A 12,354-nucleotide genomic window follows, 5' to 3' on the forward strand; every position below is an offset into this window, starting at 1 on the left:
GCGCTGCCGCTCCGCACAACCAGAAGCACGCCGTGCCGCGGAAGTCCGTGGCGCGGCGTGCTTCCCGTTGTGCGGGAGCACGCCGAACCACCGGGCCCGAGACAGGTGAGACAAGACCCCCGCACCCATGTCCTGACAACCGCGGAACGGCGCCCGCTACGATCGAGGGACACCACAGGAGGTCGACGGAGATCATGGGACACGGCACGCCCGCCAGCGCAGACGGCACGCCAGCGACGACGGAGCACAAGCCCGCCACCATCTACGACGTGGCCGCCCGTGCCGGGGTGTCGAAGTCCCTCGTCTCGCTCGTGCTGCAGCGCTCCCCCCGGGTGAGCGACCAGCGCCGACAGGCGGTCCTGACGGCCATCCAGGAGCTCGACTACCGCCCCTCGACCGCCGCGGTCTCGCTCGCCGGCACCCGGAGCCGCACGATCGGCGTCGTGCTCGACGACTTCCGGAACCAGTGGTTCGTCGACCTGCTGACCGGCCTGCGCGAGTCGCTCCAGGACCAGGGCCACCGCCTGGTCGTCGCGGACCGGTTCCTCAACACGGGCCTGGACGCCTCGCCGGTCGAGGGCTTCCTGTCCATGCGCGTCGAGGGCATCGTCATCGCCGGCGAGCCCGACACCGACCTCGCGATCCCGGCGAGCATGCCCGTCGTGGTCGCCGGCGGTCGCGCGACCCTCCCCCGCGCCGACACCGTCGCGAACGACGACCGCGCCGGTGGCCGGATGGCGGCGGAGCACCTGCTGTCGCTCGGGCACACGCGCATCGGCTTCGTGGGCGCGAGCTCCGCCGCCTCCGCGGAGCGGCTGACCGGTCTGCGGACAGAGGTGCCGACGGTCGTCACGAGCGTGATGCGCGGCGAGCCCACCGAGGCCGCCGGCGCCCAGGCAGTCGGGCACCTGCTGGACGAACACCCCGACGTCACGGCGGTGTTCGCCGCGAACGACGTCATGGCGCTCGGTGCGCTGTCCGCCCTGGCCGACCGAGGCCTGCGCGTCCCCGAGGACGTGTCCGTGATGGGATACGACGACACCCCGCTCGCCGCCACCGCGTACGTGGCGCTGACGAGCATCGACGACCGGAGCGTGGAGATCGGCCGCGGCGCCGGGGAGCGGTTGCTCGCCCGCATCGCCGACCCGACCGCACCAGCGCAGGAGACCCTCGTCGAGCCCCGCCTGGTCGCCCGCCGGACGACCGCACGACGCTAGCCGCGGCGCTCGCCGCAGCGCGCCGCCCGCCTGGTCAGGAGGCCGGCAGCGCCGCGTGCTGCACGACCCATGCGTGCATGACGATCGCAGCCGCCGCCGAGGCATTGATGCTCCGCGTCGACCCGAACTGCGTGATCTCGAGGTGCGCGTCCGCCCCCGTGACGGCCGCCTCGGTGAGCCCCGGTCCCTCCTGCCCGAACAGGAACACGCACCGCTCCGGGATCGCCGCCGTCTCGATGCGCTCGGCCCCCGGGGTGTTGTCGATCGCCACGACGGGTCGGCCCTCGTCGCGCATCGCCGCGAGGAACGCCTCGACGTCGGGGTGGTACCGCACGTGCTGGTACCGGTCGGTCACCATCGCCCCGCGCTTGTTCCACCGCCGCCGTCCGACGATGTGCACGGTCCCGGCGAGGAACGCGTTCGCGCTCCGCACGATCGACCCGATGTTCAGGTCGTGCTGCCAGTTCTCGATCGCGACGTCGAACCCGTGCCGACGGGTGTCGAGCTCCGCGACGATCGCGTCCATCGACCAGTAGCGGAACCGGTCGACGACGTTCCGGGTGTCCCCGGCGGCGAGGAGCTCCGGGTCCAGCCGCGGGTCGTCCGGCCACGGCTCGGGGTGCGGTCCGACGCCGTTGGTGGTCGCCTCGTGCGTCGGCGGCAGCTCCGGCGCGTGGTCGCCCCGGTGGGCCGGTCCCGTCGACGGGACCACGGGGTCGGACGGGAGGCGCTCGGTCACGCGACCAGCGTACGGTGCGTGCCCCGCGCCTCCCGTCCGGCGACCGGCGTCACCGCCGGCCGGACGCGGTCAGTACCCCGTCGGGTACTCGACCGTCGGGGCGCTCGCCGCGACCGCGACCAGCGCGATGACGAGGACCACGTACAGCAGGGTGATCACACCGCCGACGATGACGGCCGCGAGCGCGAGGCCGCGGCCGCCCTCGCCGCGCTTCCGGGTCTGCGACATCGCGACGAAGCCGAGGACGAACCCGACGATCGGCGCGACGAACGCCGCCACGAGGGCGATGATCGCGAGGGTGTTGGTGCGCGGCGGAGCAGCGGGCGCTGCTGCGTACGGCTGGTACTGGGGCTGGGGCTTCTGTTCTGACACGGCCAACGAGCCTAGGGTGACGCGGATTTCGTTGAGAAGTGCCAACCTACGTCGTGCCCGGGCGCAGGAACTCCTCCGGGTCCTGCCCCTTCCCGGTCGACGCGAAGATGCGCTTCCGGTCGCCGGGCCGCGCCGGGTCGTACAGCACCGTGACCGCGCGTCCGAGCTCCGGGCCCTCGCCGGGTGCGAAGCCCTCGGTCCGCTCCACCCAGCGCCGGACGCCCTGCAGGTCCACGAACGTGAACGTCCACCGCAGCAGGGTCCGCGCCGCGTCCGGTGTGGTCGCACCGCTGACGGCGGTGACCTCACCCGTGGTCCGGCTGCCCTGCTGCAGGACGTCGGTCAGGCGTGCGCGGCGGCTCCCCCGGCCCAGGCGCGTGACACCGCCGGCGACGCAGGCGAGCACGGCGAAGACCGTCACGAGCGCGGGGAGCCACCAGACGGTGGCGTACCAGACCCAGTCGCCGACACTCCAGGCCTGGTCGTGGCCGAACGTCGGGTCGACCTCGGTCCCGACGCGATCCGGGGCGGGCCACTGCGTCTGCGTCGTCCACCACAGGAACGCCGCGGCCCCGACGAGCCAGAGCGGCAGCACGCCGATGCCCGCGACGTCGCTGGTGCGACCGGACCAGCGGTGGTTCCAGCGGGTGTAGACCGCGGCGGCGACGAGCGTGCCGACGACCGCGACGGGGGCGGCCCACAGGGCGGTGTCCGGGTCGGGGCTGTGCGAGAACACGCTGTTCAGGTTCATCATCCGGAACACCAGGACGAACTGCCCGATCGCGGCGCCGCCGACCGCGCCGGCGGCGACGACGAGCAGGCCGCCGAGGACCGTCATCGCGAGGGCGAGGGGCGTCCGGCGGAAGCGGGCCTCGCGTTCGCGGCGGGCCTGCTGCGGGTCGACCGTGCTCACCGGTCTGCCTGGGGCGCTGCGGCTGCGTTCGTCGAGCGCACGCGTGCCTCGATCCCGCTGAGCAGGATCTCCAGGCCGAGCTCGAACCGCTCGTCGTAGGAGTGCTCGCCGAGGATCTCGCCGACGAGCCGGTGCCGCTCCGGACGCCCGGCGTCGGAGTCGCCCCGGCCGACCTGCACCCCGGCGTGCCCGACCACGAAGTCGTACACGACGAAGAACGCGTACATGGCGTCCCGCTCGCTCAGCCCGGCCTGCCGCAGGGCGCCGACGACCTTCGCCACGACGGCGTCGGACTCGGTCGAGGCCAGCGGGGCGCGCTGGCTGTGCGACTCGAGCACGAGCGGGTGCGTGTGCATGAGCTGCCGGAAGGTCCGGGCGAACACGCAGACCACCTGGCGCCAGTCGTCCGGCCAGACGAAGGTCGCGGTGAACTCGTCGACGGTGCGGCGGACGAGCTCGGCGTGCAGGTCGTCCAGGCCGCCGATGGTCCGGTGCACGGTCATCGGGGCGACGCCGAGGCGGGCGCCGAGGGCGCGGAAGGACAGGCGGTCGAGGCCCTCCTCGTTCGCGATGGCCGTCGCGGCGTCGACCACCTGGTCGCGGCTCAGCACGTTCGGCCGGCCGCGGCGGCGCGGGGCGGGCTTCTCACCCGCCGCCGCTGACTGCTCGCGTTCCGTTGCCGGGCTGGCCGTGGTCGGGCGGGGTGCGGCGCTGGGGGTGCCAGGGTCGACGAGCACGGAAGGGCCTCCTGATCTGGATCCGGTACGTGTACGGAAAAGCCTAGGGCAAAGCCGAACGCCGCTCGGTGTCCGGTCGGCCAGTGCTCGGTGGCCGACCGGCTGCCGAGCGCTCCCGGTACCCTGGGCGCATGGCGACCCGCGACGACGTCGAGTGCTGGCTGACCGACATGGACGGCGTGCTCGTCCACGAGAACCAGGCGCTCCCGGGCGCCCCCGAGCTCATCCAGCAGTGGCTCGACGAGGGCACCGAGTTCCTCGTCCTGACGAACAACTCGATCTTCACGCCGCGGGACCTCAGCGCCCGCCTGCGGAGCTCCGGCCTGCACGTGCCCGAGGAACGCATCTGGACGAGCGCCCTGGCGACGGCCGACTTCTGTCGCTCCCAGATGCCCGGCGGCTCGGCGTTCGTGATCGGCGAGGCCGGCATGACCACCGCCCTGCACGAGGCCGGGTTCATCATGACCGAGACCGCGCCGGACTACGTGGTGGTCGGCGAGACGCGGAACTACTCGTTCGAGGCGATCACGAAGGCCGTCCGGCTCATCCGCGACGGTGCCCGGTTCATCGTGACGAACCCGGACGCGACCGGACCCTCAGCCGAGGGGGTCCTGCCGGCCACGGGTGCGATCGCCGCGATGATCGAGAAGGCCACCGGGAAGCAGCCGTACGTCGTGGGCAAGCCGAACCCGATGATGTTCCGGTCGGCGATGAACCGGATCGGGGCGCACTCCGAGAACACGGGCATGATCGGCGACCGGATGGACACCGACGTGCAGGCCGGCATCGAGGCGGGGCTGCACACGGTGCTCGTCCTGACCGGCATCAGCGACCAGGCCGAGATCGACCGCTACCCGTTCCGCCCGAGCGAGGTCATCACGGGCGTCCACGAGCTCGTCCGTCCCGAGCCCGTCGAGGTCGAGATGTAGCGAGGGCGCCGCCCGGCCCGCGCCTCACTCCACCGTGACGAGCGTGCCGAGCGGCAGGGCGTCCACCGCCGCCACCGCCTCGGCGGACAGCCGGACGCACCCGTGCGACACCGCACCCGAGGTCGTGGCGTTCCAGTGCAGCCCGATCAGCCCGCCGTCGTGCCCGCCGTACGGCTCGTCGGCGGCGCTCGAGTGCAGCGAGGTGAGCTGGATCGGGTGGTCGCCGGTGCCCTGCGACGGGTCGACGTACCGCTGCTCCAGGTAGCCCGTGACCCCGGTCGGCGTCGGGGTGTCCGCCGTCCCGACGCCCGCGGCGAAGTGCTGCTGCACCGCTCCGGTCGACGCCGAGACGATCGACACGGACTGCTCCTTCGTCGAGATCACGACGCGCGAGGTCGGCGACGGTGCCGCCGTCAGCAGGGCCGTCGGCACCCACGCCGCGGTCTGCGCCGCGGCACCGCCGGCTCCGGCGGCCGAGGGCAGCTGCCGCCGCGCGGGCGTCAGCACGAGCTCCCACGGGCCCTGCCGTCGCACACCGACGACCGTGGTCGGCTGCTGCAGGAAGTCGTCCTTCGCGAGCCGCGCCACGGGGGCGGTCCGAGCGTCACCGAACAGCGGGGCGTCGGCGGTCAGGTGGAACACGTCGACCGAGGTGGTCGTCCGGTCCCACGGGAGCAGCCCGCCGATCACGGCCGAGTACTGCGCCTCGGGCAGGGCGGCGAGCGCCGCGGCGTCGACGGACGGAACGCTCGGCGCCGAGGTCGCGGACGCCGTGGCCGCGCGGGTGGTGCCGGCCGCGGGGGCGGGTCCGCCGCCGACCAGGAGCGGGAGGGCGATCGCGGCCGCCGCGACGGCGGCGGCGACGCCGCCGACGGTGGTCCAGAGGGTGGTGCGCTGCACGGGGTGTCTCCCGGTGTGGGGGTGGTGGGGAGGACGGACGGGAGGTGCGGTGCGGGCGGGCACCGCGCCTCCCGTCCGTCAGGGGTGTGCGTCAGCCGCTGACGACGGGCAGGTGCACGCCGACCGGGACGGTGCCGGCTGCGCCGGCCGTTCCCGAGCCGCCGGTCGTTCCCGAGCCGCTGGCCGCCGCGGTCACCGTGATGCCGAGCGGCGACACGAGCACCGAGGCACCCGACGCGTCGACCAGGTCGAGCGTGTGCGATCCCGCTGCGGTCCCCGCGGGGATCGTGACGGAGCCGGTCGCGGTGCCGTCGGCGCCGACCGTGAGCGTGCCGACCGTGACCGGGTCGGAGTGCAGCACGACCTGGAGCGTGGCGCCGGCGGCCAGGCCGGTGCCGCGGAGGGCGATGGCGCTGCCGGCCTGGACCGTGGTGCCCTGCGGGGCGGTCAGCACGCCAGAGACGACGGTCGCCGTCCCACCCGTGGACAGCACCTTCGCGCTTCCGTCGGCCTGGATCGCGACCGTGGCGCTCGTCGCCGCGGCGAGGTCGAGCCGCTCCCACGAGCCGTTGGCGGACCCCGTCTGGTCGAGCGGGTAGCCCGAGTCGATCTCGGTCTGCGCGAGCACAGCGGTGCGCTGCGCGTCGGTCAGCGTCGGGAACGCCGTGAGGAGCAGGTTCGACGCGCCGGCCGGCACGGATGGGGCCTGGCCCGCGACGCCCGTGCGGGCGAAGCCGTAGGTGAGGCGCTCGTGGTAGACCGACACGGCCGATGCACGGTCGGTGACGACCTGCGCGGTGCCGCCGGGCATCGCCTGGCCGCCGTAGGGGTCGTCCGTGTAGGGCTTCTCGGCGGCGATGCAGGACGCCAGGGTCCCGCCGCACTGCGCCTCGAGGTACTTGACGAGCTCGGCACGGGCGGGCTCGAGGACCTGCGTGCGGTACTGCGTGTCCGACCAGCGGGTGGCGAGGGCGGCCTCGCCGTCGATGCGTCCGCCCATGATGTCGAGCGGGTAGTGCACGCCGAGGACGATGCGGTCGTTGCCGGCCTCCGAGGTGCGAGCGAGGATCTCCGGCGCGAGCTCGGGGACGAGCGTGGCGAGGGTGATGCCGGCCTGGTACGCCGTGGTGGTGTGCCCGGACGGGTACGAACCGCCGGTGCAGATGCCCTTCTGGCCGTAGCCGGCGTCGAGCACGACGTCGTTCGGCGAGAACTCGTGCGTGGTGTCCGTCGTGGCGGGCACGCGCGTGATCGTGAGGTTGCCCTTCGCGTCCGCCCACGCCTTGCCGGTGCGGTTCGCGGCGAGCGACGACGCGTTCACGGTCGCCGGGTTGCAGTTCACCTGGTCGTCCCCGGCGGGCAGCGTCGCCGCGGGGTCGGACGGCAGGTAGGGCCGCGGGTAGCTGAAGTGCGCCTTGGCCGCTCCGGTGCCGACGTAGGCGCCGCTCGTGCCGTTCGAGGAGTTGATGAGGGCGTTCGTCAGCGGCAGCGAACCGTCCAGGCGGCCCTTGACGAACAGCTTGCCGAGCACGTCGCCGAGGCCCTGCGAGACCGTGAACGACTGGTCGTACGCGGTGTTCGTCGCGTTGTTGTACTCGGCGTCCTGCAGCGCCGTGAACTGCTGCGCCTTCGTGGCGTGCTGGTTGATCCAGCTCGTCAGCTCGTCGTTCTTCGCGAGCGTCGCACCGTCGTCGACGGTGCCGTGGAGGTTGTTCGTCCCCGTCGAGGTCCAGTACTGGTCGTAGCCGTTCAGCAGGCTGATCAGGTTCGGCGGGGTGGAGTCGCTCGGGTACGTCGTCGCGGCCTGGGCGACGAGCGGTGACCCGATCACGAGGGCGGTCGCGACCGTCGCGACGGTCACCCCGCGGAGTGCGGTTCTGCGCATGTGTGGTGGTCGCCCGCGGGCGACGCCCCTTTCCTCGATGTACCGGTGTGGAAACACCGCGACGCTAAGGAGGGGTGGTTGCCGGTGGGGGAACGATCCCCCTCCAGCGGGTGAACCGGACCGCAGGCTGTGGGCATTCGCAGCGTCGGGCGGCCGGCGCGCGGGCCGACCGGGCGGTCCGTCACGTGGGCCGTCGATCCGTCCGTCGGTGGTTCAGACCCCGGCCTGGAGGCTCGGCTCGGCTCCCCGCCCCGCGTCCACCCCGGCGGGCGGGACGTCCCGCCACCGGCGCCGCAGGCGGCGCGGCCGGTCGTCACGCCATGCGACCAGCCCGCCGGCGACGAGCCCGAGGGCGAGTACGCCGAAGGACACGAGGCCGACGATCCCGACGGGCAGGAGTCGGCCGAGGTCCGTCGTGTCGACCGTGGCGGACACCGCGATCGACCCGAAGTCCCAGAAGGCGTGGAGCAGCACGGGCAGCAGCAGGTTCCCCGTCAGCCGACGTGCCAGGTACAGCGTCGAGCCGAACGAGGCCGCGAACCCCACCTGCAGCAGGGTCGCGCCGACGGCTGCCCCGGCGAGGACGTTGAGCAGGTGCAGGAGCCCGAACAGCACGCACGAGGCGATCCACACACCGAACTCGGGCAGCCGGCGCCGGAGCCCGACGAGCAGGACCCCGCGGGTGAGCAGCTCCTCGAACACCCCGACGAACAGCACGCCGAGGGTGAGCAGCACGAAGTACCGGACCGGGAGCGCCGACCAGTCGACGAGCGGCAGCCGCGCGGCGCACACCACGGCGATCAGCACGACGGTCACCGAGGTCCACCGCAGCGGGGTCCGGTCGTGGTCGACCGCCGCGCCAGGCCACCAGCCGAGGGCGGTCACGTACACGCAGAGCACGAGCACCGCGATGCTCTCGGGCAGCACGAGGGCGTGCACGACGCTGTCGACCGTCTGGCCGAGCGTGGCGTAGTCGTCGCTCGGTCGGGACCGCCAGGCACTGACCGCGGCGAACGCGACGAGCGGCAGCAGCCCGAGCAGGAGCGACGACGGGACCGGCCAGCGCGGACGGCGACGGCGCACGGGCTCGGTCGAGGTCACGTCCCGTTTGTACCATTGACCCATGCGGCTCCCCTCCCTCAGCACCATGGCCGAGGACTACGTGAAACTCGTGTGGAAGGCCGGGGAGCGCGGCGGGCAGGGGCTCGCGACCCGGGACATCGCCGCGTCGCTCGGGGTCTCGGCATCGACGGTGTCGGGGAACCTCCGGAAGCTCGACCGCGACGGTCTGATCGAGCACACCCCCTACTACGGCGTCGTGCTCACCCCGCTCGGGCAGCAGGTCGCCGTGGCGATGGTCCGGCGGCACCGGCTGATCGAGACGTTCCTGGTGCAGCGGCTCGGGTACTCGTGGGACGAGGTGCACACCGAGGCCGAGGCCCTGGAGCACGCCGTGTCGGAGACGTTCCTCGAGCGGGTCGACGCCGACCTCGGACACCCGACGCACGACCCGCACGGCGACCCGATCCCTGCCGCGGACGGCACCGTCCCGGCGTCACCGGGCACGCTGCTCGGGTCCGTGGAGCCCGGCTCGTGCGGGGTCGTCGACCGGGTGTCCGACGACGACCCGTCCCTGCTGCGGTACTTCGACGAGCTCGGGGTCGGGCTCGGGACGCACCTGCGCGTGGAGCGGGTCCGGGACTACGCGGGCGTGATCGCCGTCACCCGTCGGTCCGCCGACGGCGCGGAGTCCCTCGTCGACCTGCCGGCGGCCGCGGCGAGCGCCATCTGGCTGACGCCCGACCCGCACTGATCAGCGCGGGCGCCGCCGAGTGCCCCACATCGGTCACCCTCGCCGGCGCGGCCCGACGACCTCTGCAGGCTCGACGGAACGCACGCGGCGTGTCCCGCCCGCTCGTGCTGCCGGAGACGACGACACGCGCCGCACTCTCCGTCGAGGTGCCGAGATTCCGGCATCTCGACGCGTCACGCGGCCGCCCGTGGAACCTCGGCGTCCCGCCGAGGGCGAGTCTCGGCACCTCGGCGCTCACGCTCGGGCCGGTCCCCGGTCCCCGGTCCCGGTCCCCTGCCCGCCGAGCGCCCCACATCTGGCACGCTCGGCGGAGCAACCCGACGACTTCTGCTCGCTCGACGGAACGCACGCGGCGTGTTCCGCCCGCTCGCGGCCCCGGGAAGCGGCGCACTCGTGCCGGGAAGTGCCGCACCCGCAGCCCCGAGCAACACCCGTCAGGTGCGGACCGCCGCGGCCCCCGCCCGCCGGAACGGCGCCGCGAGCGTCGGCAGGATCGACGACCGGTGCACCCAGAACACCACGAGGGCCGCGACGAGGTGCACCACGCTCAACACCCACCGCCCGCTCGTGTCCGTGACGACGAACTGCACCGCGAACAGCGCCACGAGGGCGATCGCCGACCACCGGTGGAAGCGCAGCGCGATGATGATCGCGACCCCGAGCACGGTCTGCGACGCGGTGAGCATGAACTCCTCGACCTGCCGGCCGTCGAGCGGCAGCCCGCCCGTGGTCCCACCGCCGAGCACGTGCGCGATCGGCAGCGACCCGACGAGCAGCGACCACTGGTTGACCTTCGACGCGATGAGCGTCCCGATCGCGGCGCCACCCATCCCGCGCAGGGCGAACAGCGCGGCGACGATGAACTCGGGCGCCTCGGTGGCGAGCGGCGCGAGCCACTGCACCAGGAAGTAGCTGTCGATGCCGAGCGCGCTGCCCGAGGCGACCAGGGCCTCGGCGAAGGGCTCCGCCGACGACAGGATGACCGCGGCGGCGACGACGAACAGCGCGACGATCGTCCAGCGACGGGCCCGCGTCGGCATCGAGGCGATGTTGCCGGCCATCCCGACCATCTCCTCGTCCTCGTCGTCCCCGTCGGACACCTTCGACGCGCGCCACAGGTAGGCGACGAACGCGGCGAGCAGCACGAACCCGAACCACATCGGGATGGAGCCCATCAGCGGGATGAGGAACGCGACGACCGCCAGGAGCGCCAGGAAGCCGATGTCGAGCCGCGAGGACGTCTCGAGCTGCAGCACCTTCGTCGCCGAGGCGGGCAGCGAGCCGGCCTTGACGGAGCGACGGGCGACGAGCAGCGAGAGGATCACGACGAGCGGCCAGCCGAACCCGAGCAGCAACCGGTTCGAGCCGGTCATGTTCGCGGCGGCGAACTGCTCGTAGGCGGGATCGTACCCGGAGCGGAACGCGTAGTACAGGTCGACGGCGTACTCGGGCAGCACGGCGATGAGCGCCAGGATCGCGATGGCGAGCGCACCGGAGATGTCCTTCTGCGCGGCCTCGGCGGCCCAGGCGAGCAGGAACGAGGCAGCGACGACCGCCCCGCCGAAGACGAGCAGGTCGACGACGGCGTTCGGCGCGAAGCCCGTCACACGGAAGACGACAGCGGGCAGGGCGAGCACGATGCAGATCGCGATGCGGCCCCAGGCGCTGCGGCCCATCCGGGGTGCGTGTGCCCGCTCGGTGGCGGTGGGCGTGGAGGTGTCGATCACGGGGTGGTCCCTTGGTCGGGCCGCACCGGAGCACAGGGGTGGGAGCGCTTCGGCACGACAGAACGGCCGAAGGTCTCGCTCGCCCGCCGGGTGGGACCGGACGGGTGGTGCACCGGGCCGATCGTCGTGATGGCCAGTGTGTCGACGCACGCGCTGGGAGCTACTCCCCTTCGCCCACCACCCTGCCCGTCCCGATCCGCACGTGCAAGCCGATCGGGCCTGTTCGGCGACCCGAATCCGGGTGTTCCCCGGCCCGCCCCGGAACCCCGGGAACCGGTCGCGGCGACCCGCACCGCACGACACGCGCGGCCCGACGAGTGCGGCCCGACGAGTGCGGCCCGACACAGGGGCCCCAGGGACGGACGGGAGGCACGGGGCGGGCCCGCCCCGTGCCTCCCGTCCGTCAGGTGGTCAGCCGGACGCGCGCTTGCCGCGTCCCAGCGCCATCTCGCGTCGTGCGCGCTCGACGGCGAGCGCCGACCCGGCGTCCGGGTCGGCGAGGAGGCGCTCGGTGTCCGCGACGTGCTCGCGCACGGCGTCCCCGCGACGCTCGGCCGCCTCGGTGAGGACGGGTCCCGCGACCTCCGGACCGAGGGAGGCGAGCGCGCGGCTCAACGCGAGCCGACGCTCGCGGTCGCCGGAGCCGAGCTCCCGGGCGAGCCGACGGGCCAGCGCCGGGCGCTCGCTCTCCGGTGCGAGCAGCGCGGCCGCGCGCCAGGCGGTCCGGGCGACGCCGGGGTCCGGGTCGCCGAGGGCATCGGCCACGGCCGGGTACACCGAGGGATCGCGGATCTTCGAGAGGGTGTGGAGCGCCTGTGACCGGGCCTGCGCCTCCGGTCGGTGCAGCTGCTCGACGAGCCGCGGCACGGTCAGCTCGGCCGGCAACCGGACCAGCGACCACGTCAGCGCCTCGCGCACCTGCAGGTCCGGGTCGACAGCGCAGCGCTCGAGCAGCAACTCGAGGTCGGCCGGGTCCGCCGCGGTCCCGAGGGCCATCACGGCGCGCAGGCGCACGGAGGAGCGGGGGTCGGTGAGGGCGTCGGCGGTGGTGGTCATCCCCTCATGGAACACCCTGCCACCGACGGGACAGCGCGCTGCCACCGGCGGATCGGGGAGTCAGAC

12 protein-coding genes are annotated in these 12,354 nt (G+C 73.6%); 3 read left to right on the forward strand and 9 right to left on the reverse strand.

Features of this window, described 5'->3' with window-relative positions; translation table 11 throughout:
* Window positions 1–194 precede the first annotated feature (194 nt).
* Window positions 195–1,217 carry a LacI family DNA-binding transcriptional regulator gene (locus DEU32_RS09285; protein ID WP_114850265.1) on the forward strand — a complete coding sequence of 341 codons (1,023 nt, stop codon included), beginning with the start codon at window positions 195–197 and terminating at the stop codon, window positions 1,215–1,217.
* Window positions 1,218–1,251: 34 nt separating this feature from the next.
* Here the strand turns inward: DEU32_RS09285 and DEU32_RS09290 are convergent, their stop codons facing one another.
* The 4 genes from DEU32_RS09290 to DEU32_RS09305 all read right to left on the reverse strand — a co-directional run bounded on the left by DEU32_RS09290 (window position 1,252) and on the right by DEU32_RS09305 (window position 3,978).
* Window positions 1,252–1,929, reverse strand: coding sequence for a TrmH family RNA methyltransferase (locus tag DEU32_RS09290; protein ID WP_395858326.1), 678 nt, complete (start codon window positions 1,927–1,929; stop codon window positions 1,252–1,254).
* Window positions 1,930–2,025: 96 nt separating this feature from the next.
* Window positions 2,026–2,328: a DUF4190 domain-containing protein gene (locus DEU32_RS09295; RefSeq protein WP_114850266.1), complete on the reverse strand. Its 303-nt coding sequence runs from the start codon at window positions 2,326–2,328 to the stop codon at window positions 2,026–2,028.
* A gap of 46 nt (window positions 2,329–2,374) precedes the next feature.
* Window positions 2,375–3,241 (reverse strand): DUF3592 domain-containing protein, encoded by an 867-nt coding sequence (locus tag DEU32_RS09300; protein WP_114850267.1) that lies wholly within the window; start codon window positions 3,239–3,241, stop codon window positions 2,375–2,377.
* Window positions 3,238–3,978 carry a TetR/AcrR family transcriptional regulator C-terminal domain-containing protein gene (locus DEU32_RS09305; protein ID WP_141860213.1) on the reverse strand — a complete coding sequence of 247 codons (741 nt, stop codon included), beginning with the start codon at window positions 3,976–3,978 and terminating at the stop codon, window positions 3,238–3,240. The genes DEU32_RS09300 and DEU32_RS09305 overlap by 4 nt, the downstream gene beginning before the upstream one ends.
* A gap of 131 nt (window positions 3,979–4,109) precedes the next feature.
* Here DEU32_RS09305 and DEU32_RS09310 point away from each other — a divergent pair, with 131 nt between their 5' ends.
* Complete coding sequence (locus tag DEU32_RS09310) at window positions 4,110–4,907, forward strand: HAD-IIA family hydrolase (RefSeq protein ID WP_058743328.1); 798 nt, start codon at window positions 4,110–4,112, stop codon at window positions 4,905–4,907.
* 24 nt (window positions 4,908–4,931) lie between these two features.
* Here the strand turns inward: DEU32_RS09310 and DEU32_RS09315 are convergent, their stop codons facing one another.
* The 3 genes from DEU32_RS09315 to DEU32_RS09325 form a co-directional block, all read right to left on the reverse strand.
* Window positions 4,932–5,807: a L,D-transpeptidase gene (locus DEU32_RS09315; protein ID WP_114850269.1), complete on the reverse strand. Its 876-nt coding sequence runs from the start codon at window positions 5,805–5,807 to the stop codon at window positions 4,932–4,934.
* Window positions 5,808–5,898: 91 nt separating this feature from the next.
* Window positions 5,899–7,692: a phosphatase PAP2 family protein gene (locus DEU32_RS09320; RefSeq protein WP_114850270.1), complete on the reverse strand. Its 1,794-nt coding sequence runs from the start codon at window positions 7,690–7,692 to the stop codon at window positions 5,899–5,901.
* Window positions 7,693–7,905: 213 nt separating this feature from the next.
* On the reverse strand, window positions 7,906–8,793 hold the full coding sequence (locus DEU32_RS09325; RefSeq protein WP_167509989.1) for a CPBP family intramembrane glutamic endopeptidase: 888 nt from the start codon (window positions 8,791–8,793) through the stop codon (window positions 7,906–7,908).
* A 22-nt stretch (window positions 8,794–8,815) separates the two neighbouring features.
* On the opposite strand from DEU32_RS09325, the gene DEU32_RS09330 reads away from it, so the two are divergent.
* Window positions 8,816–9,505: a metal-dependent transcriptional regulator gene (locus DEU32_RS09330; RefSeq protein WP_114850272.1), complete on the forward strand. Its 690-nt coding sequence runs from the start codon at window positions 8,816–8,818 to the stop codon at window positions 9,503–9,505.
* A 434-nt stretch (window positions 9,506–9,939) separates the two neighbouring features.
* Here the strand turns inward: DEU32_RS09330 and DEU32_RS09335 are convergent, their stop codons facing one another.
* Together DEU32_RS09335 and DEU32_RS09340 are read right to left on the reverse strand one after the other, a co-directional pair.
* A complete protein-coding gene (locus DEU32_RS09335; protein ID WP_208738887.1) occupies window positions 9,940–11,232 on the reverse strand; it encodes a sodium:proton exchanger in 1,293 nt (430 codons plus the stop codon).
* A 411-nt stretch (window positions 11,233–11,643) separates the two neighbouring features.
* Window positions 11,644–12,288 carry a HEAT repeat domain-containing protein gene (locus tag DEU32_RS09340; RefSeq protein WP_114850273.1) on the reverse strand — a complete coding sequence of 215 codons (645 nt, stop codon included), beginning with the start codon at window positions 12,286–12,288 and terminating at the stop codon, window positions 11,644–11,646.
* Between the last annotated feature and the right edge of the window lie 66 nt (window positions 12,289–12,354).

Source organism: Curtobacterium sp. AG1037, assembly GCF_003349855.1.
In the GTDB taxonomy this organism is placed as follows: Bacteria; Actinomycetota; Actinomycetes; order Actinomycetales; family Microbacteriaceae; genus Curtobacterium; species Curtobacterium citreum.

Excerpts from the sequence above, each read along its gene's own strand:
- DEU32_RS09320 (WP_114850270.1), bottom strand. The coding sequence starts at position 7,692 with ATGCGCAGAACCGCACTCCGCGGGGTGACCGTCGCGACGGTCGCGACC.
- DEU32_RS09340 (WP_114850273.1), bottom strand. The coding sequence starts at position 12,288 with ATGACCACCACCGCCGACGCCCTCACCGACCCCCGCTCCTCCGTGCGC.
- DEU32_RS09310 (WP_058743328.1), top strand. The coding sequence starts at position 4,110 with ATGGCGACCCGCGACGACGTCGAGTGCTGGCTGACCGACATGGACGGC.
- DEU32_RS09285 (WP_114850265.1), top strand. The coding sequence starts at position 195 with ATGGGACACGGCACGCCCGCCAGCGCAGACGGCACGCCAGCGACGACG.
- DEU32_RS09330 (WP_114850272.1), top strand. The coding sequence starts at position 8,816 with ATGCGGCTCCCCTCCCTCAGCACCATGGCCGAGGACTACGTGAAACTC.